We start from the raw sequence: 23,560 nt of genomic DNA, 5'->3' as shown, positions 1-23,560 counted from the left end.
CCTCAGCCCCTCATCGCCTTGCCCTGGGGATCATACGGCGATGGGGCGATCACCCGCGCGGGTCGTTCGACCCCCACCACATGCACGGTCAGTTCCGTACCCGGCGCGGCCTTGTCGCGGTTGACCAAGGCCATTGCCAGCGACTTGCCAGTGTAATGGCCATAGCCGCCCGAGGTGACGAAACCAACGCGGTCCTCGCCCGACCAGATGGGTTCATAGCCGCTGGCATCGGCATCCAAAGCGTCCACCTCCAGCGTCACCTGCACCTGCGCCGGGCCGTTGCCATCGCGCTCGGCCAAGGCAGCGTCTTTGCCGACAAAGTTCTTATCCCAGTCGATCCAGCGATCCATACCGGTCATGCCGGGGGTATAGGCCTGGGTGAACTCGGCGGACCAAATGCCAAAGCTTTTCTCAAGCCGAGTCGACAGCATTGCGTTGAAACCGCACTCGCGAATACCGTCCTCGGCCCCGGCCTCCAGCAACATGCGCCTCAGTTTGATGTGATCGCCATAGCGGCAGTTGATCTCGTACCCCTTCTCGCCCGTCACCGACATGCGGGCCACGCGGGCGCGGACCAAACCGATGTCGAAATCTCCACACCCCATGAATTTCAGGCCCGAGATATCCTGTTCCGCCAGTTTCTCGACCACTGCCTGCGATTTCGGGCCAACCACGGCGAACCCGCAGTATTCTTCGCCCAGATCGCGGACCTCAACCCCGTCGATCATGTGATCGTCGAACCAGCGCATGTGCCAGGCGCGCAGATAGTAGCTGCCCATGATCCACCAGGTGCCATCACCCCAGTTCAGGACGGTCAGATCACCCTTGAGGCGCCCGTTCTCGCCCAGCATCGGGGCCAGCTTGGCCCGACCCGGCGCGGGCAGTTTCGAGGCCATGATCTTGTCCAGCCAGATCTCTGCATTCGACCCTGTGACCTCGAACCGGGAAAAGCCTGAAATATCCAGCAGCCCAACGCCGTCGCGGATCACCCTGCATTCCTCGGCCACGATGTCATGCGCGTTCGAGCGTTTCAGCGTCGGCGTCTCTTGGAACCCTTTCGGCGCAAAATACAGCGGCACCTCAAGGTCCCAGCTGACGCCCCATTTGCAGCCCGCCTCGGTCATTGCATCATGGGCCGGGGCCATTTTCAGCGGACGGCCCGCAGGAAGCTGTTCGTTCGGATAGGTCATCACGAAACGGCGGGAATAGAACTGGCCGGTCGTCTCGCGGATGTATCGCTTGTTCTGCGCAAAATCTCCGTAACGTGCCACGTCCATCGGCCATGCGTCGGCTTCGGGCTCACCATGGATCATCCACTCGGCCAGCGTTTTGCCAACGCCGCCACCCTGAAGGAATCCGGCCATCACCGCGCAGGCCGACCAATAGCCACGCTTGCCCGGCACCGGCCCGACCAGAGGGTTGCCATCGGGCGAGAAGGTAAACGCGCCGTTTACCCATGTCTTGATGCCCACGTTCTGGATCGAGGGATAGCGTTCAAAGCCCAGCGTCAACTCGTTCTCGATCCGGTCGAGCTGTTCCTGAAACAGTTCCTCACCATAATTCCACGGCGCGCCATCCATGGCCCAGTGTTCGTGATCGACCTCATAAATGCCGACCAGAACACCCTTCTGGTCCTGCCGCATATAGGTGAACCCTTCCAGGTCCACGGTCATCGGCATCTCGAAATCGGCCTGCGCCACCTCGGGTACGGTGTCAGTAATCAGATAGTGGTGCTTGAGCGGCGAAACCGGCAGTTCCACGCCCGCCATCCGGCCCACCTGCTTGGCCCAGAGACCGGCGGCATTGACCACGTGTTCGCAGGTGATCGTGCCCTTATCGGTCACCACTTCCCAGCCATCGGCCGTCTGCGTCAGGTGTTCGACCTTGGTTTCCTCGTAATACTCGGCCCCGCGTTTTCTGGCGGCGGTGGCATAAGCCTGAACGGTGCCGGTGGTGTCGATATACCCCTCGCGATCCGCCCACATCGCGCCCAAAACGCCTTCAGTGGACATGATCGGGCAGCGTTTCTGTGCCTCTTGCGGGCTCAGCAACTCGCAATCGTCAATGCCGATGGATTGGAAGATTCGGTAATTGGCCTGCAACCACTCCCACCGTTCGGGCGTGCCAGCCAGCGTCAGGCCGCCGGTCATGTGCAACCCGATATTCTGGCCCGATTCCTTTTCGATCTCGCTGAGCAGGTCGATGGTATAGGCCTGTAGCGAGGCCATATTCGGATCCGCGTTCAGCGCATGAATGCCACCCGCCGCGTGCCAGGACGAGCCCGAGGCGAGCCGCCGCCGTTCCAGCATCACAACATCCGACCAGCCGAACTTGGCCAGATGATACAGAACCGAGGCGCCAACAACGCCGCCCCCGATGACCACGACACGGTATTGGGATTTCATCCCGACCTCCCCTAATCAGAACCTGGAAAGACGCTAGTGGCACTGTTCACTTCTGTCTAGACATTTCTGTACAGTAATCGACCCAATCAGACACCCGCCTGTTTTGGCTGCTTTCAAAGACTGGCGCTGGGCCTGGATTGAACCGTGTGAAACCACGTTTGCGTGGCGGTATTGCCCTCGGGTATCCGCATTTTGATCACGCGCGCGAAATCGACGAAAACGAAGGTCGAGATATCGGCGAGGCTGAAGGTATCCCCGGCGACAAAGGGGCTCTCGGCCAATCTGCCCTCAAGCAAGTCAAAAAACGCCCCGACACGTGCCGCACCACGTTCCGCCAGTTGAGGGATCTGGGCGTAATCGACCGGACCGGGAATGGCGCGATCCTTGAAGGCCGGATGCGCGTTCCGCAGCGCATCGGCAATCGGGGCACCGCCCTGTTGTTCGACAAGGGCGTGCCACATTAACACCTGGCCTTTTTCGTCAGGTGTACGCCCCATCAAGGGCGGTTCGGGAAAGCTCGCCTCAAGATAGGCCGCGATTCCCAGGTTTTCCGTCAGGACCGCGCCCTCGTCCGTCACAAGAACCGGCAGGGTCGCGCGCGGGTTCACCGCCAGAAACGCATCCTCCAGCTGCTCACCCTTGGCAATCGAGACCTCGCGCGTTTCGATGTCGATCCCCTTTTCGGCGATAAACATGCGAGCCCGGCGGGGGTTTGGCGCTGTTGAACAATCATAGAAGATCATCGGCTGGGTCCTTCTTGGATCATCGGCGATAGACGAAACAGCGCCCTACGACGGCCTCGCCGGGCAAAGGCAGTTCAGTCAGCGTTTCGAAATACATTCGGTCACTCGACACCATCAGCCCGCCCTCGGCCAGCAGCGGCTCGATCAGCGGGGAAACAAGGCGCGCGAAGGCATCGTTCTTCTCGCGATTATGCCCGCCAAGATCCGCGTGGATCAGGCTGGCAGACGCGCCGAAACGCGCGACCGAGGCGGGCAGCGTCTCGCGCACATCGCCCAGAATGACCCGATCCTCGGGCGGGGTGCTGTCCGGGTGCGAGGCCACCGCGCGTTCGAACACGTAAACCGGGCGGTCCTGAATGTGCCGGATCATGTGATGATAAGTCCGGCCATTGCCCAGACCCAGTTCGAATACCGGCCCCTCCATCCCTGCGGTCTGCGCTATCGCAAAATCCAGACAGGCGCGCTGCGACACCATGCGGTCGATGAACAGATCCAGACGGCTTTGATTCTCGGACACGGGGAAATCTCTCCTTGATACCGCTCACCAGCATAGACGCAGGCGGCTGTGCACTAGATGACAAAAACTCAAGAGTTTGTGTAGCAGCGAAGACATAACTTTCATATTCCCGAGACATTTCAGTCTAAGAACGGGTTTGACTAGACGGGCGGAACCGCGCGACACTGACGAAAAAATCACGGGGAGTTGATACAGCCGATGCTACCGTACGGCCAACGGGGTGGAAAACCCGAATGAGCGCGTTGTTGTCCGTCAGAGACCTCAGCATTGGTTTTGGCGTGGGTGATCCTGTGGTCACAGACGTGAATTTCGACGTTGAGGCCGGGCAGACACTTGCCCTTGTGGGCGAGTCCGGGTCGGGCAAGACGATCTCGTGCCGGGCAGCGCTGCGCATCCTTCCCCGAACCGCACAGATTCGCAGCGGCTCGATCATTCTGAACGATTCCAAGGGCACCGCTGATCTTGTAAAGATCGGCGAGCGTGAGATGCGCGGCATTCGCGGCAACCGGATTTCGATGATCTTTCAGGAACCCATGCGTTCGCTGTCGCCGCTGCACAAGATCGGCAATCAGGTTAGCGAGGTGCTGTGGCTGCATCGCGGCGCGTCCGAGGCGCAGGCCCGCAAAGAGGTGCTGACGCAATTCGAACGCGTCGGCTTCCCCGACCCGCAGCGCGCCTATGACTCCTATCCGTTCGAGCTGTCCGGCGGTATGCGTCAGCGCGCGATGATCGCGATGGCGATGGTGGCCAAGCCTGAATTGCTGATCGCGGATGAGCCGACAACCGCGCTGGACGTGACAACACAGGCGCAGGTGCTTGGTCTGATCAAGGAATTGCAACGCGAAACCGGGATGGCGCTGATCCTTGTGACCCATGACCTTGGCGTGGTTGCCAACATGGCCGAGCAGGTCGTGGTCATGCACAAGGGCCGCGTGATGGAGGCGGGTCCCGCCGCGCCCATCCTGACTGCGCCCGCACATCCCTATACCAAGCAGTTGTTCGATGCGGCGCCCGAAATCCCCGATCAGGATGCCGTGGGCATTCCCATGCCTGACGAAGACCTGATCCTGCAAATGAAAGGGGTTTCCAAGACCTATACGATGCGGGCCAGCAAGGGCTGGCAGGCAGATAAGGAAATTCATGCCTGTCGCGGCGTCGATCTGAAACTTGCGCGCGGTAAAACGCTGGCCATCGTAGGTGAAAGCGGCTCGGGCAAGACCACCGCGGCCCGGATCGCCCTTGGCGCGGAACTGCCCGATCCGGGCGGAGAGGTGCTGTTCCGCACCTCCGCAACCGAAGACCCGATCCCCGTCCACAAAATGAGCCGCGCCCAGCGCACCGCCTTTCAGCGCAAGGCGCAGATGGTGTTTCAGGACCCCTATAGCTCGCTCAGCCCCCGCATGCGAATACAGGATGCGATGACTGAGCCGTTGGAGATTCACCGGATAGGCTCAACGTCGGAACAGCGGGACAAGGCCGCCGAGATGTTGCAGCGTGTTGGTCTGAACGCCGACATGCTGAAACGCTACCCGCACGCCTTTTCCGGCGGTCAACGCCAGCGCCTGTCCATCGCCCGCGCCATGATGCTGGACCCGCAACTGATCGTGTGTGACGAGCCGACCTCGGCGCTGGACGTGTCGGTACAGGAACAAATCCTGACATTGCTGGAAAACCTGCAGGACAGTCTGAACTTGTCCTACTTCTTCATCTCTCACGATCTTGCGGTCGTGGCGCGCATTGCTGATGAGGTCGCCGTGATGCGCCGGGGGTTGATCGTTGAACAAGCCCCACCCGAAACCCTTTTCTACAATCCGCGCCACCCCTACACCAAGGCGTTGATTGCCGCTCAACCAGAACCCGATATCAACCGCCCGATCGACCTGAAAATGGTTTCGTTGGGCGCCGGCGCGCCGGACAGTTGGGATGAAGCCTTTCGTTTCTCTGACACCGTGATACCTTCACTTGTGGAATTGGAGCCGGGCCATAAGGTACGTTGTCATGTTTAAGACCACTCGCCATTTGTTTTTTGCCGCATCGCTGGCCTTTTCATCGACCTTGGCCGCCGCAGCCGAAACACCAACACCGCAAGAGGCCGAATACTGGGCCGCAAAGGTTGATGCCGGAGACTTGCCACCGGTTACCGAACGTTTGCCGAAAGAGCCTTTGGTCGTCGATCTGGCCGCCAAAGGGCGCGAGTTCGGAACGCCCGGCGGGACCCTGCGCACCATGGTGACCCGCTCCAAGGATATTCGTCAGATGGTCGTTTACGGATATGCCCGTCTGGTCGGCTTTGACGAAAATTACGAGATTGTCCCCGACCTGCTGGCCTCGTTCGAAAACGAAGGCAACCGCAAGTTCACCCTTAACCTGCGCGAAGGTCATAAGTGGTCCGACGGCTCGCCATTCACCTCCGAAGATTTCCGCTATTGGTGGGAAGATGTTGCCAATAACGAATTGCTCAGCCCATCCGGCCCCCCGGATTTTCTGATCGTCGAAGGCAAAACACCCACTGTTTCATTCCCGGATGAGACAACCGTGATCTTCGAATGGGATGACCCCAATCCGGATTTCCTGCAATCGCTGGCGCAGGCCCGTCCGCCCTTCATCTACCGGCCAGCCGCTTTCCTGAAGCAATATCACGAGAAATTTGCGGACCCGGAAGAGCTGGCGTTTCAGGTCGAAGATGCCCGCGTCAAAAGCTGGGCGGCCCTGCATAACAAGCTGGATAACCTGTATAAATTCGACAATAGTGAGTTGCCGACCCTGCAGCCATGGTTGAATGCCAGTTCGGGCAAGAAGATCCGGCACAGCTTTATCCGCAACCCATATTATCACCGCGTCGACTCGAACGGTGTGCAACTGCCCTATATCGACGTGGTCGAGATGGAGATTGTTGCCCCCGGACTGGTCGCAGCCAAGACCAACGCTGGCGAAAGCGATTTGCAGGGCCGTGGTCTGGCATTCCGCGATGCCTCGATCCTGAAAAAGGGGGAAGAGGTTGGCAACTACAAGACATTGCTGTGGAAAACCGGCGTGGCCTCGCAGATCGCGATTTATCCCAACCTGAACTACTCGGACGAAGCTTGGCGCAATGTGCTGCGCGACGTGCGTGTACGCCGTGCACTGTCGCTGGCAATTGATCGCAACACGATCAATCAGGCCCTTTACTTCAAGCTGGCAAAGCCGATGGCGATGTCGGTTCTGCCCGCCTCGCCTTTCTACAGTGAGGAAAACGCCAAGGCCTGGGCCGACTTCGATGTCGATCAGGCAAATGCCCTGCTGGACGAGGCCGGGCTGGATCAGCGCGACAAGAATGGCATCCGCCTGCTGCCCGATGGCCGCCCCATGGAACTGGTGATTGAAACCGCCGGTGAGCGACAAGAGGTTGAAAACGCATTGCAAATCGTCACCGACACGTGGCGCGAGATTGGCGTCAAACTGGTGATGCGCCCGCTGGACCGCGACATCCTGCGCAACCGTGTCTTTGCCGGGAACACCATGGCCTCGGTCTGGTTCGGGTGGGATGACGGGTTGCCGCAGGCCCATACGTCGCCGTCTTATCTGGCACCGACCGATCAGGTCTTTTTGGCCTGGCCGAAATGGGGCCAGTATTATCAGACCGGTGGCGAGGTTGGCGAAGCCCCCGATATGCCCGAGGCCGAGCGCCTGATGGAACTGGCCCATGAATGGGAGATCGCCACCACGGATGAAGAGCGTGAGGCCGCCTGGACCGAAATGCTGAATATTCACGCCGATCAGCTGTATGCCATTGGCATCCTGAACGGCGCACCGCAGCCCATCGTCGTCTCGAACCGTCTGCGCAATGTTCCGGAACAGGCCATGTGGGCGTGGGAGCCCGGCGCGCATTTCGGCGTTCACCGCCCGGATGAGTTCTTCTTCGCCGACTGACAGGAGCAGCTAAATGGTCATGCTGCGCTATGCGGTGTATCGCTTTTTCACGATGCTGCTGACCCTGTTGGTGGTCTCGGTTCTGATTTTCGTGATCATCAACCTGCCGCCCGGCGACTATCTGAGCAATCAGATCGCCGAACTTCAGGCTTCGGGTCAATCGGCAGGCGTGGCCAAGGCCGAGTTCCTGCGCACGGAATACGCGCTGGACCGCCCGATGTGGGAGCAATACCTGATCTGGATGGGGTTCTGGCCCGGTCCGCACGGCTTTTCGGGCATGTTGCAGGGCAACTGGGGCTGGTCCTTTGAATTCGACCGCCCGGTGTCCGAGATCGTTGGCGATACGCTGTGGCTGACCGTTGTCGTGAACCTTGCCGCGATCCTGTTTGTCTATGCAGTCGCCCTGCCCCTTGGCGTGATTGCCGCCGCGCGGTCGCGGACATGGATCGACTATACCTCGGCCTTTGTCGGGTATTTGGGTCTGGCGACGCCCAACTTCCTGCTTGCGCTGATCCTGTTTTATTACGGCCACCAGTATTTCAACCTGCCCATCGGTGGGCTTATGGACCCTAAATTCGAGGGCCAGCCGATGAGTTGGGATAAACTCAAATCCATCCTGATCCATCTGATCGTGCCAACCTTCGTCATCGGCACATCCGGAGCCTCGGCCATGATGCAACGCCTGCGGGCGAATATGCTGGACGAGTTGGGCAAGCCTTATGTGGAAACAGCCATCGCCAAGGGCATGGCCCCGTCGCGGATGCTGACCAAATACCCCCTGCGCGTGGCCTTTAACCCCTTCGTGGCCGATATCGGCAACCTGCTACCCTCGATGGTGTCGGGCTCGGTTCTGGTCTCGGTCGTTCTGGGCCTGCAGACCATCGGCCCGACCCTGCTGACGGCGCTCAAGACACAGGATCAGTTCCTGTCGGCCTTCATCCTGATGTTCGTGGCCTTGCTGACGCTGATCGGCACCATGATCTCGGACATTCTGCTGGTGATGCTCGATCCACGCATTCGGTATGAGGGGCGCGAAGCATGACCGACCGCCCCGATGATCGCTTTGTCGATGACGCCCCATTCGACCCGCAAGCCTCGGTCCAGCAGCTGGAACGTGCCGATCTGGACGCGCCAAACTGGGTGCTGGTCTGGCGGAAATTCAGAACCCACAAGCTGGGCCTGATTTCGGGCATCTTCCTGTTGCTGTGTTACCTGATGTTGCCCTTCGCCGGGTTCATCGCACCCTATGGCCCAAATGACCGGAACGGCGAACACCTTTATGCTCCGCCTCAATCGATCAACTGGTTCCACGAAGGGGAATTCAAAGGCCCGTTCATCTATCCCATCGTGGCCGAGGCGGATCTGGAGACGTTCCAGTGGAAATTCGTTCCCGATACCGAAGACCCGCGCCCGATCCGCTTCTTCTGCGAAGGGTCGGAATACCGGCTGGCCGGCCTGATCAAATCCGACACCCACCTGTTCTGCGCCCCGGACGGCGCTACCCTGTTCCTGTGGGGTTCGGATCGGCTGGGCCGTGATGTGTTCAGCCGCATCCTTTACGGCGCGCAACTGTCCTTGACGGTGGGCCTGATCGGCATTTCGGTCTCATTTTTCCTTGGCATCCTGTTCGGATCCATGGCCGGGTATTTCGGCGGGCGCATCGACTGGACGATCAACCGGGTCATCGAAGTCCTGCGCTCTCTACCCGAGCTTCCCTTGTGGCTGGCCCTGTCCGCCGCCGTGCCATCGAACTGGAGCCCGGTTGCGGTGTTCTTCATCATCTCGATCATTCTTGGCATCCTCGACTGGCCCGGCCTCGCCCGATCCGTCCGGGCCAAATTCCTGTCGCTGCGGGAAGAGGAATATGTCCGCGCGGCCGAGATGATGGGCGCAAGCTCGGGCCGGGTGATCCGCAAACACCTGTTGCCCAACTTCATGTCCCACCTGATCGCCTCGGCCACGCTGTCGATCCCTGCGATGATCCTTGGGGAAACGGCACTATCCTTCCTGGGCCTCGGCCTGCGCGCACCGGCGGTCAGTTGGGGCGTGATGCTGAATGACGCGCAGAACCTGGCCTCGATCGAGATCTACCCGTGGACCGCCATCCCGATGCTGCCAATCATCGTCGTCGTACTGGCCTTCAACTTCCTTGGTGACGGATTGCGCGACAGCCTTGATCCCTATCAGCAATGAGTCTGCTTGCCGCACTGCCTGCATCTGACGGCTATCGCACCACCGGGTCCGGGGCATTGCCCAGCGCCTTCGCGGTCTCTGAGCTTGCAACTGCCAGCCTTGCTGCCGTGGGTCAGGAGGTATCGCGCCTGATGGTGGCGCTCAACCTGACGCCCACAGCGCCCGACATCGAGGTCAACCAACGTCTGGCCTCGCTCTGGTTTCGCTATTCCTTCAAGCCCGATGGGTGGCAGATGCCCAGCCTGTGGGACGCCATCGCAGGGGATTACCGCGCCGCAGATGGCTGGATTCGGCTGCACACCAACCTGCCGCACCACCGGGCCGCCGCGCTGAAGGTCCTGGGCACCGAGGCCGACCGGGATGCGGTCACGCAGGCCCTCAGGTCGTGGTCCATTGGTGATCTGGAAAACGCCATCGTCGCGGAAGGCGGCGTTGCCGCTGCAATGCGCAGCCGGGTCGAGTGGCAGGACCACCCCCAAGGTCGTGCAGTCGCCCGAGACCCGCTGATCGGATGGCACAGCCCCAGACATATCACGCTGCGTGATCGGCCCCAGGCCACCGCTGAACGCCCGCTGGCAGGGTTGCGCGTGCTGGACCTGACGCGGGTTCTGGCGGGTCCGGTCTCGACCCGTACGCTCGCCGGGCTTGGGGCCGACGTGTTGCGCATTGATCCACCGGATTGGGATGAACCCGGCGTGATCCCCGATATTTCTCTGGGCAAGCACTGCGCTTATCTGGACCTGAAATCAACTGATGGGCTGGCGCGACTGCAGGCTCTGCTGGCCGAGGCGGATGTCTTTGTCCATGGCTACCGTCCCGGTGCTTTGGACGCCTTGGGCCTGACCAAATCCAAGCGGGACGAACTGGCCCCGAACCGGGTCGAGGTCACGTTGGATGCCTATGGCTGGCAAGGCCCCTGGGCCGGGCGGCGCGGGTTCGACAGTCTGGTGCAGATGAGCGCCGGAATTGCACATACCGGCATGGGCTGGGCGCAGGCGGACAGACCAACCCCGTTGCCGGTTCAGGCATTGGATCATGCAACCGGATACCTGATGGCAGCCGCCGTCCTGTCTGCACTGGCCGAGGCGGCGCAAAGCAACTCGGTCATGCATGCGCAACTGTCCCTTGCCCGCACGGCCGAGCTTCTTGCCGTTTTGGGCAAGACCGACGCAGCGGACGAAATCGGGGAAGTCACAAAAAGCGACTATTCCAAAACCATGGAAAATTCAGGCTGGGGCCCCGGATACCGGCTGAAATCGCCCCTTACCGTGGGCGGGACCGAACTGCGCTGGCCCCGTCCCGCCAACAAACTGGGCACATCTGATCCTGTCTGGCCGACGCCGGCCCCCTGACACACCCGCCGCGCGGCACGCGCGGCCCGGCCCAACGCTTTGGGTGGCGTCTCGTCAGAGACGCAGACCAAAGGGGCGGGAGAACCCCTAGCGGTCGTCGCCGCCGGGGCCGATATCGTCCAGATAATCCTCGTCAATCGCGGCCTGCACAGCGCCGGTTACCGCCTCGCGCTGTTTTGGCGTCAGGTCTTCGGCGTTCTTGTCATCTGCCAGCCGCACAGTGACTTCGCGGTGGGCAAAACGGATACCTTCGCGGGCAAACAATTCGCGAATTTCCTGATACACCTTCTTGCGCACCAGCCACTGATCGCCCGGTTTGGTCATGAACTTGACCCGGATGATCATCGCGGAATCCTGCATCTCGATCACGCCCTGCGATTTCAGCGGCTGGATAAAGTTCTCGCCGATCACCGGATCGCTCAGCAATTGCTGGCCCAGCTTCTTGATCAGTTTGCGCACCTTTTCCACATCGGTGTCATAGGTGACACGCAGGGGCAGTTTCATGATCACCCAGTCGCGGGAATAGTTGGTCAGAACCTTGATCTCACCAAAGGGAATGGTGTTCAGCGCGCCCAGATGGTGGCGCAACTGGAACGACCGGACCGAGATCTTTTCGACCGTCCCTTTCACATCCCCAATGTCGATATACTCCCCCTTGCGGAACGCATCATCCAACAGGAAGAACGCGCCCGAGAATATGTCGCGGACCAGCGTTTGCGAGCCGAACCCAACGGCCAGACCAACCACACCAGCACCGGCGAACAGCGGGCTGACATTGATGCCCAGTTCCATCAGCACGATCAGCACAATCGTGACCACGACAACGGCCAGAATCGCCCCCCGGAACAGCGGCAACAGAGTCGCCAACCGACTTTGACCGCCTTCGCCACCTTCATCACCCAGTTCGGCCTCGGTCCCGTCATCGGATTCTTCGGCGATTTTACTGTCGATCCAGATGCGGAAGAAGTTGAACAGGATGTAGCCGATGAACAGGATCACCATGACATCCAACGCGCGCCCGACGGGCAGGTCCTCGCTCCAACTGGCCTCGGGGTTCCAGATCACGACCAGCGCGTACATACCGACCACAAAGGCCAGAATACCGGCGACACGGCGGGCAAGGTCTTCGTAGGTCAGGATCGTGTGCTTTCGTTGCGTGGCCTCTGGCGTGTCCGAAACGAGTTCGCCCTCCAGAGGTTCGTCCGCCGTGGCATTCTTTTCTTCGATCTGGCGGTTACGGTTGAAATAGCGTTCCAGCAGATAGTTCATCGCACCATAGGCCACGACGACGGACATGAAGATCGCGTAGCTGCTGGCCACAATCGGGACCGAGTTTTCATTCTCCAGCACCAGATCCACTGCCAGCTTGAACCAGCTGAATACCATGTAAATGATCAGCACCGGGGCCCAGGCGAATGAGATGAACCGCAAGATCCACGACACCTGACCGGGCGCGCGCCCACCCCGGATCGCATTGGAAATGGCACCTGCATTGAACAGGATCATCAGGATATTGCCCAAGGCCCCCACCATGGTCAGGCCACCATAGACCATGGCATAGACATTGTAGTTCAGCCCGAAATCCGCCACCCAGGTCGAGAACATAACGACCGAGATGTCATAGGTGGCCAGTGCCGACGCCCAGATATACAGCCGCTTCGCGTTGCGGTCGGAAAAGGGCGGCAGGCGATATTGGCTCAGATACGGCGACAGCACCATCCGCCACAGGTCGGACACCGTGCGTGACAGGAAAAAGGCCGTGAAGATGGCCGTTACCGTGAATTGGATCGAGATATCCTCGGCCTCGCCAAAAAACAGATACCCGACGATCAGGGCCATCAGCATCGCAAATATGGTTCCGCCGATTCCCATCAGGAAGCGGAACACAAGGAACGGCATTTTTTCGCGATAGCCTTGGGGGTTTTCTTTGCTTCGGGCCACGACCCAGCGTTTGGCAAAGCGTTTGCCGTATATTTCCGTCGACAGCCATCGGCCTAACAACAGGAACAGGACGTTCCAAACCAGAACCTCGACATAGGTCTGAATGCGCCCATCGGGGCTGGTTTGGCGCAGGACGTACTGAACCTCGAATACCGAATAGGGCAAGGCTTCCAGGCGCGAGGCGACCGACTCGCGGAACTTCGAAAACCGCTCTTGCGCCCGCATCAGTTGCGATCCGTCGGCCATTGGGTTTTCCGCCGAGTCCTCGGACGCAGCCCCTCCGCCGGAGGTCGAGGTCACAACCTGCCCCGCACTGTCGATCACGATGACGCTGGCACCAGCCTCGCTGGCGGCGCGGATCGCGGCGGCCAGATCGCCTTCGCTGGCTGTCTCGGTCTCTTCGGTTGATCCTGTCGGATAACCGGGGATCAGAGAGGTTTGCGCAGAAACTCCAGCGGGCAAGACCAGAAGAACAGTCAGCAACGCCAGGATCAATCCAGCCAGAAAGTTAGGTTTCATAGGGTCTTGCATCCTAAACTCAAGATGCCGCTCAGAATACAGAACCCTTACGCTCTGTTCAAACCATCACGGCCATCGAACTCAATATCGTGCCGGGGCGTGGTCCTGGCGCAATGGGTCACTGCGGGTATTTTCAACTTCGCAAAAATTGAATATGACCTGTATTGCGCCCAGGCGCTGCCCAACTGGCCGTTTTCTCGACCATTCCGCTAACAATGCCAAACCCCGGAGAAAAATGCCCGCGATACAACATTCTTCTGTTGCCAATTCGCAATGCCTCGCGCATTTGCGATTGGGCCTTTCCGCCTTTGGCAAGCAAGGCTTAACAATATAAGATAACTGGTGCGAACGCGCGGATCCTGCACCAAGACCAGAAAAACAGGCACCAATATGAGCCTCGGCACAAACACTCTCAAATCCGGTCGCGCGCCGCGCATCCTGTTTTACAGCCATGATACCTTTGGTTTGGGTCATCTGCGACGCTCGCGCGCATTGGCGGCGGCGGCAACGCAGGCAGACCCAACCGCATCGGCGCTGATCCTGACCGGCTCGCCCGTGGCCGGGCGGTTCACTTTTCCCCGCCGCGTCGACCATGTGCGCCTGCCCGGCGTGACCAAGCGCGCCGACGGATCTTATGCCGCGCGCACTATCGGCATGGGAATCGATGAAGTGACCGAGCTGCGCGCGGGTCTGATCCAGACAGCCGTGCAGCAATTCGATCCGGACATGCTGATCGTCGATAAGGAACCCACCGGGTTTCGCGGCGAATTGTTGCCGACGCTGGAGTATCTGGAAAACAAGTGCGGCACCAAGCTGGTCCTTGGTCTGCGCGATGTGCTGGACGAGCCCGAGGTGCTGGCCGCCGAATGGGACCGGAAAGACGCCGTTACCGCGACCGAGCGGTTTTATGACGAGATCTGGGTTTATGGCCTGCGCTCGATCTACGACCCGACCGCTGGGTTGCCTCTGAACCCCGCAACACAGTCCCGCATTCATTGGACCGGCTATCTGCGGCGCGACCTTGGCCCTGTCGGTGAACCGCCTGAACAGCCCTATATCCTGATCACCCCCGGTGGGGGCGGCGATGGCAAGGCCATGGTCAATCTGGTTCTGTCCGCTTACGAACAAGACCCCAATCTGTCGCCCCGCGCCGTTCTGGTCTATGGGCCATTCCTGTCCGGCGAACTGCGCGACGATTTTGAAGCCCGCGTGGCCGCACTGAATGGCCGGGTGACGGCTGTGGGCTTCGAATCCCAGATCGAAACCCTGTTTGCCGGTGCTGCCGGTGTGGTCTGCATGGGGGGCTACAACACCTTTTGCGAGGTTCTGTCCTTCGATAAACGCGCCGTCATCGTTCCGCGTACCACACCGCGTCTGGAACAGTGGATCCGCGCCTCGCAGGCCGAGGGGTTGGGTCTTGTCCGAATGCTGGACGAAACCCGCGACGGCCTGACGCCTGATGCGATGATTCAGGCCATTCGTGCACTGCCGCAACAGCCGTTGCCGTCCGAGACGATCCAGGCTGGCCTGCTTGACGGTCTGGATTACGTGACCGACCGGATCGAAACCCTGCTGACCGGCGAACAGGAACGGGCCACCGGATGAGTGCAAATACGCCGAAGCTGGCGGTGCTGGTCAAAGGCTGGCCGCGCCTGTCCGAGACGTTCATCGCGCAGGAACTGGTCGCCCTTCAGGACGCGGGCCACGCGTTTGACATCTGGTCGCTGCGCCACCCGACGGACACCAAACGCCATCCGCTGCATGACCGCTTTACCGGTCGCGTGCACTACCTGCCCGAATATCTGTATCAGGAACCCCAGCGGGTCTGGTCCGCACGCGCGATTGCACAGAGCCTTCCGGGCTATGCCGAGGCATACCGGGTATGGCGGCAAGACCTGCGTCGTGATCCCACCCACAACCGCATCCGCCGCTTTGGGCAGGCCTGCGTTCTGGCTGCGGAACTGCCCGGCGACACACGGGCGCTTTATGCGCATTTCATGCACACGCCATCCTCGGTCGCGCGCTATGCGGCCATCATGCGCGGCGTTCCATGGAGCTTTTCCGCCCACGCCAAGGATATCTGGACCTCGCCGGACTGGGAGAAACGCGAAAAGTTGCAGGCGGCGACACATGGCGCAACCTTCGGGGCCACCTGCACCGCCATCGGGGCGCAACACCTGCGCGGTTTGGCGGATACGCCGGATCGGGTCGATCTGATTTACCACGGGCTGGACCTTGGCCGCTTTCCATCCCCGCCCGAGCGCGCGTTGCGCGATGCGAATGGGCCGTTTCACATGATCTCGGTCGGGCGGCTGGTCGAGAAAAAGGGCTTTGACCGTCTGATCGCGGCCTTCGCCCTGCTGCCCAAGACACTGGACTGGCATTGGACACATATCGGCGGCGGTGGTATGGGGCAGGCGCTGCAGGAACAGGCAAAGGCTGCGGGTGTTGCCCACCGCATCACCTGGAAAGGCGCATGTGATCAGCCCGAGGTGATTGCGGCGATGCGGGATGCGGACCTGTTCGTGCTGCCCAGCCGAATTGCCGATGACGGAGACCGGGACGGGTTGCCGAATGTGCTGATGGAGGCAGCGTCGCAAAAACTGCCGATCCTTTCGACGCCCGTTTCCGCCATTCCCGAATTCATCGAGACCGGAACGCATGGCGTTCTGTCCCAGGACGACCCGGCGGCTTTGGCCGAGGCGATGGCCCAGATGGCGGCGCAGCCAGCGAAAACTGCCCAGATGGCCCAAGCCGCTTATGATCGTTTGCTTGCCGAATTCCGGATGGACCCGGGCATCGCTCAATTGTCGGCCCGGCTGAGCGCTTTGTGCACGGACGCCGCCTGATGGCGCGCGTCGCGTTCTATGCGCCGATGAAGTCCCCCGACAGCCCAAAACCTTCGGGCGACCGGGAAATGGCCCGCAACCTGATGCAGGCCATTTCGGCGCAAGGGGACCGGGTCGATCTGATCTCGAACCTGCGCATCTATGACAAAACCGGAGACGCGGCACATCAGCAATCGCTGCGTTTGGCGGCTGAGGCCGAGGCGCAGCGGTTGATCTCTCAGATGCCAGCGGACGTCGATCTTTGGGTGACCTATCACAACTACTACAAAGCCCCCGATCTGTTGGGCCCTGTGGTATCAAAGGCGCGCGGTATTCCTTATGTTCAGTTGGAAAGCACCCGCGCCTCCAGCCGCCTGACCGGCCCCTGGTCGGGCTTCGCTCGGGCGGCGCACGCGGCCTGCGATGCGGCGCAGGTGATTTTCTATCACACGGCAAATGACCTGATCACCCTGCAGCGCGACCGCTGCAACAATCAGGCTTTGGTCGAGTTGCCACCCTTCTTACCGATCTCCGACCTGCCACCAAGCGGCACCGCGGACGGCCCGATGCTGAGCGTCGGGATGATGCGCCACGGGGACAAGCTGGCCTCGTACACCATTCTCGCCGAAGCCTTGGCGCATCTGACTGGTGACTGGCGCCTCAACATCGCAGGGGACGGCCCCGCCCGCCCCGAGGTCGAGGCCCTGATGGCACCCTTTGCGGAACGCGTCACCTTCTTGGGTCAACTGGACCGGGACGCTCTGCAAGCTGCCTACCAAACTGCCAGCCTGTTCGTCTGGCCCGGCGTGAATGAGGCCTATGGGATGGTCTACCTCGAAGCGCAGGCAGCCGGCCTGCCCGTTGTGGCGCAGGATCGGCCGGGGGTTCGGGATGTTCTCTGTCCGTCGGATTACCCATCCGTGGACGCCGGAGTACCGGGGTTTGCCATGCATCTTCAGGCGCTGCTGGATGACCCCGCCAGACACCGAACCCTTGGTGCCGACGCGCGGGCGCATGTGGCGGCGCATCACCTGATGCCGCGCGCAACCGAAACCTTCTGGGCGGCGGTGCGCCCGTTGGTGGAGGCATCGGCATGACCAGACTGGCCCTCTTGCGACACGGGCACACAAGCTGGAACCGCGCCGGTCAGATACAAGGGCGCAGCGATATTCCCCTTGATGATGACGCGCGGGCTGAACTGGCGGGCTACGATCTTCCACCCGGATGGGAGCAGGCTGACATCTGGTCCAGCCCATTGGCCCGCGCGCACGAAACGGCGCAGTTGGTATCGGGTCGCACTCCGCAGACATCTGCGGCCCTGACCGAGATGAACTGGGGCGAATGGGAGGGGCTGCGCGGCGTCGATCTGATTGAAGACCCTAAAAGCGGCTATCGCCATATCGAAGACTGGGGCTGGGATTACCGCCCGCCCAATGGCGAAAGCCCCGCCGAGGTCTGGCGTCGCTTGCAACCATGGCTGTCCGGGTTGCAGCGGGACACGGTCGCGATCTGCCATATCGGCATCATGCGGGTGATCCTCGCCCGCGCCTGGGGTTGGAATTTTGAAGGCCCCGCGCCTTTCAAGATCAAACGCAATCGGCTTTATGTCGTTGAGATGCCTGACCTGACCGCCGAACCTGACCCTGTGCGCCTGATCCCTCGCGGAGCCACACAATGAGAGTGATGATCGTCGTCACCCATCTGCTGGGCACGGGCCATCTGAGCCGCGCGCTGACATTGGGCCGCGCCTTTGTGGACGATGGGCAGCAGGTGTTGGTTGTGTCGGGCGGCATGCCCGCGCCGCAATTGAACACGGACGGCATGACCCTGCTTGGCCTGCCGCCGTTGCGCTCGGACGGGACGAATTTCACACGCCTTCTGACAGAGACCGGCGAGGTCGCCGATGCAGGGTATCTGACTGCGCGGAGCACCGCTTTGGTTCAGGCGATACACAGCTTTCAGCCCCAGGTTCTGATCACCGAGCTTTTCCCCTTTGGCCGCCGTGTGCTGGCCGCCGAGTTCGAAGCGGGTCTGGAAGCCGCACACGCACTGGAATCGCGCCCCATCATTCTTTGTTCGATCCGCGACATTCTGGCGCCGCCCTCGAAGCCCGCGAAGGCCGAACGCGCCGATGACATCGTGCAGCGTTATTATGACGGTGTGCTTGTGCATTCTGATGAAAACATCACCCCGCTTTCGATCAGTTGGCCGGTGTCGGAACACCTTGCGAAACGGCTGCATTATACGGGGTTTGTCGCACCAGAGGCTCCACGCCCGCATCCAGAAGCCGTGGGACGGGACGAAGTTTTGGTCAGCACGGGCGGCGGATCTGTCGGCCAGCCGATCTTTCGCGCGGCCATCGAGGCCGCCCGAAAGATGTCCAACAGGCGCTGGCGCCTGTTGGTGGGCGGGCGGGACGCAAAGGGCCGCATTGCCGAGTTGTCCGGGTACGTTGATGGGGCACCGGTGACACTGGAACCCGTGCGCCCGGATTTCAGGCAGATGCTGCCCCATGCCGCGGCCTCGGTCAGCATGTGCGGCTACAACACCGCTTTGGATATCCTGCAATGTGGAACGCCTGCGGTGTTTGTGCCCTTTGACGATGGCAAGGAAGTCGAACAGGGGCTGCGCGGTCAGAGTCTGTCGGGTTTGCCCGCGATCGAGCTGCTGCACAGTCAGGACCTGACCGGGTCTGCGTTGGCCCAGCGGGTTGAACGTGTGATTTCCGACGGGCGGCGAAAGCCCGAACGCGCAGGGTTTGACGGCGCACAGCACAGCGTTGAGATCGCCAAACACTTGTGGGAGCAACGGCCATGAACCCCGACTGGAGCCCATTGGACGCCGAACTGGCCCTGTGGCGCGAGGGCGACCTGTCCCTGCCCCTGTGGTGGCGGGACGATGATGCGACGACGCTTACACCGCAATTGGACAGGCTAACCGAACTCTCCGAGCGGTTGGGCTTGCCTGTCCATCTGGCTGTGATCCCCCGTGATGCGGATGCAAAACTTGCGGGATATGTCGACCAGCATCCGGTTTTGATCCCCGTTGTCCATGGATGGGCGCATCAGAATCACGCACCCGAAGGTGAAAAGAAGTCCGAGTTTAGGGCGCATCGACCACTGGATGCGGTTATCGCCGATGCAAAAGCGGGGCTTACCCGTATGACAGAGATGTTCGGTGATCGGCTGCGACCGATGTTTGTCCCACCTTGGAACAGGATCGGCGATGAAGCCGTCGCGCAACTGCCCGCGCTGGGCTTTCGCATCCTGTCCACGGCAACGCCGCGCAAGGCCGCGATGGCCGCCCCGGGGCTGGAGCAGATCAACACCCATCTCGATCCCATTGACTGGCGTGGAACACGCGGGCTGGTTGCTCCGGATGTTTTGATCTTGCAGGTCGTGGACTTTCTCAAGGATCGCCGCAATGGACGGGCAGAGAATGCTGAACCGTTCGGAGTGCTGACCCACCACCTTGTCCACGACCCGAACATCTGGGCCTTCACCGAGGCCCTGCTGACGAAACTACTGGACGGCCCCGCACAGGCGTGGACCGCCCCCAAGACCTGAAGAACGGAGTTCCCCTGATGAGCCGATTGGATTCCATGCTGCGTCGCCTGACTGCCCAGCGCGACGGGCTGAACTGGGCCGCATCCCGGATCGCGGATAAGGACGGCGATGTGCTGGACATGGGCCTAGGCAACGGGCGCACCTATGACCACCTGCGAGAGATCCTGCCCAACCGGCGCATCTGGGTGATGGACCGGGTGTTGCAATGCCACCCCGACAGCACCCCGCCCGAACAGGATTTCCTGCAAGGCGAGGCCGAGCCGATGCTGGAAAGGCTGGCCCGTGAAGGCCACAAGATGGCCATGGCGCATTATGATTTCGGACGTGGGATCAAGGAAGAGGACGTGGCCGAAGCTGCCCGCCTCAGCCCGTTGATCGCGCAGGTGATGCAGCCCGGAGGGTTGCTGATCTCGGGCCAGCCATTGGTGGGCTTCGATCAGATCAAAGGGCCCGAAACCATCGCACCGGACCGGTACTTGTTTTACCTTGCCTGATCAGGCCACGCGCTGCCCACGCGACCAGACCGCCTTCAAGGCCGGAACATCGCCCCGCATCTGAAACCGGATCAGGTCGGCACGCGCGCCGCTGCGCAGCTCTCCCCGGTCGTGCAACCCTGCGGCTTGCGCCGGGGCCAGAGTGACGGTCCTGAGACCGCGTGCCATGTCGCCCCACATCTCACCCAGACGCACTGCCGACAGCAACAGGGCCGACGGCACATAATCCGACGACATGATGTCCAGATGACCCAGCCGGGCCAGTTCCTCGGCCGCCACATTCCCGGAATGAGAGCCGCCACGTATGATGTTCGGCGCCCCCATCATCACCTTGATGTTGTGGTCATGACAGGCGCGCGCGGCCTCGACCGTTGTCGGGAATTCGGCCAGACAAATGCCGTGGCCTGCAGAAACCTTCACCTGATCTTCGGTCGTGTCATCATGGCTGGCGATCACCGCCCCGAACCGTTGCGCGGCCTTCACGGTTTCGACCTCGTGTGTGTCACCGTGTTGGTCGCGCAGGCCCTTCAACTGCGCCACGTGCTGCAAAAACGTATCGTCGTCCATCGCGTATTTGCCCTTCATATAGGCCTCGAACTTTGACAGATCGCGAAACTGCCGCTGGCCCGGCGTATGGTCCATGATCGACACCAGCCCAACCCGGTCCTCGGGGCCGAACTCATTCAGTTCTTCGACCAGCGTTTCCGAGCACACCTCGGCCCGCAGATGCAGGAAATGGCTGATCTTCAGCGCATCCTGTTCCCGCAGGTCCCAAAGCTCCTGCGACAGGCCACGGGCGTATTTCCCGTATCGCGCGGCCCCAGACGGGATCGAGCCCACGCGCATGGCATCGAAGACAGTGGTGATCCCGGTGCTGGCCAACTCGGCATCGTGGGCAAGGATCGCGGCGGCATGCGGCCAGTCCACTCGGGGGCGCGGCTGGATATGGCGTTCCAGATTGTCCGTGTGCAACTCCACCAATCCGGGGCAGACATAGTCGCCGCCGCAATCGATCGCCCCCGTCGGAACCGAGGTGCCTGTGTCCATCTCCGCAATGGTGCCACCGACGATCCGAACGCTGCCGGTCACGGTCTCTTCGGGCAACACAAGCGTGGCATTGGCAAGGATCATTTCTTCTGTCATCTGAACTTCACGCAGTTTGAGATATTGAACGGCCACGTAGCTAGGAGGCCAATGTGACATTCACGCGATACGCGATCTATTTTGCCCCGCCCGTTGACGCGGAATGGACGAGATTTGCCACCCGTTGGCTGGGCTGGGACATGGAGGCCGGAACGCAGGTTACGCACCCGGTTGTCGACGGCATCGACGTGGCCACCGTCACCGAGGTTCCGCGCAAATACGGGCTGCACGCAACGATGAAGCCCCCCTTTCGCTTGCGCGACGGCCAAACCGTGGACGCGCTGCACGATGCCTGCGCCGCGCTGGCCGCGCGTCACGCGCCGGTCACGCTGGACGGGCTCGAGATCGCGCGTCTGGGCCGGTTTCTGGCCTTGCGCCCCGTTGGGAACACCGATGCCCTGAACGCTCTGGCCGCTGGCTGCGTGCAGGATCTGGATACGTTTCGCGCGCCCGCGTCCGAGGCGGAACTGGCCCGCCGCCGGGCGGCAAAGCTGACCCCGGAACAGGACGCCAATCTTGTTCAGTGGGGCTATCCCTATGTGCTGGACGCGTTCCGATTTCACATCACGCTCAGCGGGCGATTGGACAAAACCAAGCTGACAGACGTTGAAAGCGCACTGGCCGATCATCTGGCCCCGCTGCTGCCGTCGCCCTTTCAGATCAACGATCTGGCCCTGATGGGCGAGGCTCAGGACGGTCGCTTTCACCTGATCCATCGCTACGCCCTTTCCGACTGAAGCTGCGCAAGGATTTCGCTGACCGTGTCATCCAAAGCGCCCGAATTGTCGATCTTGATCACCCGGTTCAGCCCGTCCGGCAGGGGCGTTTTGGCCCGGCCCAGACGCTTGGCCTGATCCGCCGCGCTTTCGCGATCCCGCGCGGCCAGACGCTGTGCAAGCACCTCGGCATCAGCGGTCAGAGAGATCACGATCAGATCGCCAAACACCTTCTGCGCCTGCACCAGCACAGCGCGCGAGAAATTGACCAGCACTGCCTGACAGTTCTGTCGCTGTTCGGCGATCCCGGCTGGTACGCCATACAGCAACCCATGCGCAGGCCAGTGCATGGCAAAGGCACCGTCCAGCACCATCTGCTCGAACACCTCGACCGAGACACGGTCGAACTCCTCGCCCTCTTCCCCTTCGGGCCGGGTGATCACCCGCCGCAATCGCTGAATACCCGGCGCGCGCGCCTCCAGCGCCGCCATGACGCTGTCCTTGCCAACGCCTGATGGACCCACAACCGCTATGACCGGGGCGAGTGTCATGCCGCCTGTCCGGGCGTGAATGTGGACACATCCACCGCGCGGTCGCAGACCCGATCACGCGCATCAACGTCGTGGAATATCCCAACAATCGCCGCGCCACGCGCCTTGGCCTCATCGATCAAGGACAGAACGGTTTCCCGGTTCTGTGCATCCAGACTGGCGGTCGGTTCGTCCAACAACATCGCCGGATACTCTTGCGCGAAGCCGCGCGCGATGTTCACACGTTGTTGTTCGCCCCCGGAAAAGGTCGTCGGGCTCAGGGACCACAGCCGTTCCGGTATGTTCAGCCGCGCCAACAATCCCGCTGCCTTGTCCAACGCCATCTGCCGATCGCATCCAATCGCCAGTAACGGCTCGGCCACTACCTCCAACGTCGGCACGCGCGGCACAACCCGCAGGAACTGGCTGACATAGCCAAGCGTGTCCCGCCGCAGAGCCAGAATCTCGCGCGGTTCGGCTTGCGCAACATCCAACCCAGCAACCTGTACCGAACCGGACGCGGCCAGATAGTTCCCATAGATCACCCGCATCAGCGTGGACTTCCCCGCACCGGACGCCCCGGTCAGGGCAACACATTCGCCCGGCGCCACCGTCAGCGAAGCCCCCTCCATCACCGGGATCACCGCACTGCCCTGATTGTGCAGGGTAAAGCTCTTGCTGACGTCCTTCAGCTCAATCATCAC

Annotated in this window: 20 protein-coding genes; 13 read left to right on the top strand and 7 right to left on the bottom strand. The window is 61.3% G+C overall.

Annotated features, from left to right (window positions below):
* Nucleotides 1-2 precede the first annotated feature (2 nt).
* From ACR0AC_RS13595 to ACR0AC_RS13585, 3 genes are all read right to left on the bottom strand, one after another.
* On the bottom strand, nucleotides 3-2,405 hold the full coding sequence (locus ACR0AC_RS13595) for a GcvT family protein (RefSeq protein WP_480874084.1): 2,403 nt from the start codon (nucleotides 2,403-2,405) through the stop codon (nucleotides 3-5).
* A 113-nt stretch (nucleotides 2,406-2,518) separates the two neighbouring features.
* Nucleotides 2,519-3,148 carry a glutathione S-transferase family protein gene (locus ACR0AC_RS13590; RefSeq protein WP_480874081.1) on the bottom strand — a complete coding sequence of 210 codons (630 nt, stop codon included), beginning with the start codon at nucleotides 3,146-3,148 and terminating at the stop codon, nucleotides 2,519-2,521.
* 19 nt (nucleotides 3,149-3,167) lie between these two features.
* Nucleotides 3,168-3,665, bottom strand: a complete 498-nt coding sequence (locus tag ACR0AC_RS13585; protein ID WP_170623863.1) for a class I SAM-dependent methyltransferase — start codon at nucleotides 3,663-3,665, stop codon at nucleotides 3,168-3,170.
* Between the two features lie 233 nt (nucleotides 3,666-3,898).
* Here ACR0AC_RS13585 and ACR0AC_RS13580 point away from each other — a divergent pair, with 233 nt between their 5' ends.
* From ACR0AC_RS13580 to ACR0AC_RS13560, 5 genes are read left to right on the top strand one after another with little or no spacing between them, the layout of a single operon-like run.
* Complete coding sequence (locus ACR0AC_RS13580; protein ID WP_170520404.1) at nucleotides 3,899-5,671, top strand: ABC transporter ATP-binding protein; 1,773 nt, start codon at nucleotides 3,899-3,901, stop codon at nucleotides 5,669-5,671.
* Nucleotides 5,664-7,574 (top strand): ABC transporter substrate-binding protein, encoded by a 1,911-nt coding sequence (locus tag ACR0AC_RS13575; protein WP_170520401.1) that lies wholly within the window; start codon nucleotides 5,664-5,666, stop codon nucleotides 7,572-7,574. Before ACR0AC_RS13580 ends, ACR0AC_RS13575 begins: the two co-directional genes overlap by 8 nt.
* A 13-nt stretch (nucleotides 7,575-7,587) precedes the next feature.
* The gene (locus ACR0AC_RS13570) at nucleotides 7,588-8,616 is read left to right on the top strand and encodes an ABC transporter permease (RefSeq protein ID WP_170454498.1); all 1,029 of its coding nucleotides are present in this window, start codon (nucleotides 7,588-7,590) and stop codon (nucleotides 8,614-8,616) included.
* A complete protein-coding gene (locus ACR0AC_RS13565; protein WP_170454501.1) occupies nucleotides 8,613-9,767 on the top strand; it encodes an ABC transporter permease in 1,155 nt (384 codons plus the stop codon). Before ACR0AC_RS13570 ends, ACR0AC_RS13565 begins: the two co-directional genes overlap by 4 nt.
* A complete protein-coding gene (locus ACR0AC_RS13560; RefSeq protein ID WP_170623867.1) occupies nucleotides 9,764-11,119 on the top strand; it encodes a CoA transferase in 1,356 nt (451 codons plus the stop codon). Before ACR0AC_RS13565 ends, ACR0AC_RS13560 begins: the two co-directional genes overlap by 4 nt.
* Nucleotides 11,120-11,206: 87 nt before the next feature.
* On the opposite strand, the gene ACR0AC_RS13555 is transcribed toward ACR0AC_RS13560, so the two are convergent.
* Nucleotides 11,207-13,579 (bottom strand): mechanosensitive ion channel domain-containing protein, encoded by a 2,373-nt coding sequence (locus ACR0AC_RS13555; RefSeq protein ID WP_170454505.1) that lies wholly within the window; start codon nucleotides 13,577-13,579, stop codon nucleotides 11,207-11,209.
* 390 nt (nucleotides 13,580-13,969) lie between these two features.
* On the opposite strand from ACR0AC_RS13555, the gene ACR0AC_RS13550 reads away from it, so the two are divergent.
* From ACR0AC_RS13550 to ACR0AC_RS13520, 7 genes are read left to right on the top strand one after another with little or no spacing between them, the layout of a single operon-like run.
* The gene (locus ACR0AC_RS13550; protein ID WP_170454508.1) at nucleotides 13,970-15,184 is read left to right on the top strand and encodes a glycosyltransferase; all 1,215 of its coding nucleotides are present in this window, start codon (nucleotides 13,970-13,972) and stop codon (nucleotides 15,182-15,184) included.
* The gene (locus ACR0AC_RS13545) at nucleotides 15,181-16,428 is read left to right on the top strand and encodes a glycosyltransferase (protein ID WP_480874074.1); all 1,248 of its coding nucleotides are present in this window, start codon (nucleotides 15,181-15,183) and stop codon (nucleotides 16,426-16,428) included. Before ACR0AC_RS13550 ends, ACR0AC_RS13545 begins: the two co-directional genes overlap by 4 nt.
* A complete protein-coding gene (locus ACR0AC_RS13540; protein ID WP_480874071.1) occupies nucleotides 16,428-17,504 on the top strand; it encodes a glycosyltransferase family 4 protein in 1,077 nt (358 codons plus the stop codon). Before ACR0AC_RS13545 ends, ACR0AC_RS13540 begins: the two co-directional genes overlap by 1 nt.
* Nucleotides 17,501-18,085, top strand: a complete 585-nt coding sequence (locus ACR0AC_RS13535) for a histidine phosphatase family protein (protein WP_170454515.1) — start codon at nucleotides 17,501-17,503, stop codon at nucleotides 18,083-18,085. The genes ACR0AC_RS13540 and ACR0AC_RS13535 overlap by 4 nt, the downstream gene beginning before the upstream one ends.
* Nucleotides 18,082-19,224 carry a glycosyltransferase family protein gene (locus tag ACR0AC_RS13530; protein WP_480626861.1) on the top strand — a complete coding sequence of 381 codons (1,143 nt, stop codon included), beginning with the start codon at nucleotides 18,082-18,084 and terminating at the stop codon, nucleotides 19,222-19,224. The genes ACR0AC_RS13535 and ACR0AC_RS13530 overlap by 4 nt, the downstream gene beginning before the upstream one ends.
* Nucleotides 19,221-19,973 carry a polysaccharide deacetylase family protein gene (locus ACR0AC_RS13525; RefSeq protein WP_170623878.1) on the top strand — a complete coding sequence of 251 codons (753 nt, stop codon included), beginning with the start codon at nucleotides 19,221-19,223 and terminating at the stop codon, nucleotides 19,971-19,973. The genes ACR0AC_RS13530 and ACR0AC_RS13525 overlap by 4 nt, the downstream gene beginning before the upstream one ends.
* A gap of 17 nt (nucleotides 19,974-19,990) precedes the next feature.
* A complete protein-coding gene (locus ACR0AC_RS13520) occupies nucleotides 19,991-20,467 on the top strand; it encodes a class I SAM-dependent methyltransferase (protein WP_170623880.1) in 477 nt (158 codons plus the stop codon).
* On the opposite strand, the gene ACR0AC_RS13515 is transcribed toward ACR0AC_RS13520, so the two are convergent.
* Complete coding sequence (locus tag ACR0AC_RS13515; protein ID WP_170454523.1) at nucleotides 20,468-21,610, bottom strand: alpha-D-ribose 1-methylphosphonate 5-triphosphate diphosphatase; 1,143 nt, start codon at nucleotides 21,608-21,610, stop codon at nucleotides 20,468-20,470.
* A gap of 53 nt (nucleotides 21,611-21,663) precedes the next feature.
* On the opposite strand from ACR0AC_RS13515, the gene ACR0AC_RS13510 reads away from it, so the two are divergent.
* Nucleotides 21,664-22,347, top strand: a complete 684-nt coding sequence (locus ACR0AC_RS13510; RefSeq protein ID WP_480874065.1) for a DUF1045 domain-containing protein — start codon at nucleotides 21,664-21,666, stop codon at nucleotides 22,345-22,347.
* On the opposite strand, the gene ACR0AC_RS13505 is transcribed toward ACR0AC_RS13510, so the two are convergent.
* Complete coding sequence (locus tag ACR0AC_RS13505; RefSeq protein WP_170454527.1) at nucleotides 22,329-22,877, bottom strand: AAA family ATPase; 549 nt, start codon at nucleotides 22,875-22,877, stop codon at nucleotides 22,329-22,331. The two genes, ACR0AC_RS13510 and ACR0AC_RS13505, sit on opposite strands and share 19 nt — an antisense overlap.
* Nucleotides 22,874-23,557 carry a phosphonate C-P lyase system protein PhnL gene (gene phnL / locus ACR0AC_RS13500; protein ID WP_480874061.1) on the bottom strand — a complete coding sequence of 228 codons (684 nt, stop codon included), beginning with the start codon at nucleotides 23,555-23,557 and terminating at the stop codon, nucleotides 22,874-22,876. Before phnL ends, ACR0AC_RS13505 begins: the two co-directional genes overlap by 4 nt.
* Between the last annotated feature and the right edge of the window lie 3 nt (nucleotides 23,558-23,560).

Source organism: Ruegeria sp. H7, assembly GCF_056532945.1.
The sequence above is the reverse complement of the archived record's forward strand: the minus strand, read 5'-3'. Positions and strand labels throughout refer to the sequence as shown.

Excerpts from the sequence above, each read along its gene's own strand:
- ACR0AC_RS13595 (WP_480874084.1), bottom strand. The coding sequence starts at position 2,405 with ATGAAATCCCAATACCGTGTCGTGGTCATCGGGGGCGGCGTTGTTGGC.
- ACR0AC_RS13590 (WP_480874081.1), bottom strand. The coding sequence starts at position 3,148 with ATGATCTTCTATGATTGTTCAACAGCGCCAAACCCCCGCCGGGCTCGC.
- ACR0AC_RS13580 (WP_170520404.1), top strand. The coding sequence starts at position 3,899 with ATGAGCGCGTTGTTGTCCGTCAGAGACCTCAGCATTGGTTTTGGCGTG.
- ACR0AC_RS13575 (WP_170520401.1), top strand. The coding sequence starts at position 5,664 with ATGTTTAAGACCACTCGCCATTTGTTTTTTGCCGCATCGCTGGCCTTT.
- ACR0AC_RS13570 (WP_170454498.1), top strand. The coding sequence starts at position 7,588 with ATGGTCATGCTGCGCTATGCGGTGTATCGCTTTTTCACGATGCTGCTG.
- ACR0AC_RS13565 (WP_170454501.1), top strand. The coding sequence starts at position 8,613 with ATGACCGACCGCCCCGATGATCGCTTTGTCGATGACGCCCCATTCGAC.
- ACR0AC_RS13560 (WP_170623867.1), top strand. The coding sequence starts at position 9,764 with ATGAGTCTGCTTGCCGCACTGCCTGCATCTGACGGCTATCGCACCACC.
- ACR0AC_RS13555 (WP_170454505.1), bottom strand. The coding sequence starts at position 13,579 with ATGAAACCTAACTTTCTGGCTGGATTGATCCTGGCGTTGCTGACTGTT.
- ACR0AC_RS13550 (WP_170454508.1), top strand. The coding sequence starts at position 13,970 with ATGAGCCTCGGCACAAACACTCTCAAATCCGGTCGCGCGCCGCGCATC.
- ACR0AC_RS13545 (WP_480874074.1), top strand. The coding sequence starts at position 15,181 with ATGAGTGCAAATACGCCGAAGCTGGCGGTGCTGGTCAAAGGCTGGCCG.
- ACR0AC_RS13540 (WP_480874071.1), top strand. The coding sequence starts at position 16,428 with ATGGCGCGCGTCGCGTTCTATGCGCCGATGAAGTCCCCCGACAGCCCA.
- ACR0AC_RS13535 (WP_170454515.1), top strand. The coding sequence starts at position 17,501 with ATGACCAGACTGGCCCTCTTGCGACACGGGCACACAAGCTGGAACCGC.
- ACR0AC_RS13530 (WP_480626861.1), top strand. The coding sequence starts at position 18,082 with ATGAGAGTGATGATCGTCGTCACCCATCTGCTGGGCACGGGCCATCTG.
- ACR0AC_RS13525 (WP_170623878.1), top strand. The coding sequence starts at position 19,221 with ATGAACCCCGACTGGAGCCCATTGGACGCCGAACTGGCCCTGTGGCGC.
- ACR0AC_RS13520 (WP_170623880.1), top strand. The coding sequence starts at position 19,991 with ATGAGCCGATTGGATTCCATGCTGCGTCGCCTGACTGCCCAGCGCGAC.
- ACR0AC_RS13515 (WP_170454523.1), bottom strand. The coding sequence starts at position 21,610 with ATGACAGAAGAAATGATCCTTGCCAATGCCACGCTTGTGTTGCCCGAA.
- ACR0AC_RS13505 (WP_170454527.1), bottom strand. The coding sequence starts at position 22,877 with ATGACACTCGCCCCGGTCATAGCGGTTGTGGGTCCATCAGGCGTTGGC.
- phnL (WP_480874061.1), bottom strand. The coding sequence starts at position 23,557 with ATGATTGAGCTGAAGGACGTCAGCAAGAGCTTTACCCTGCACAATCAG.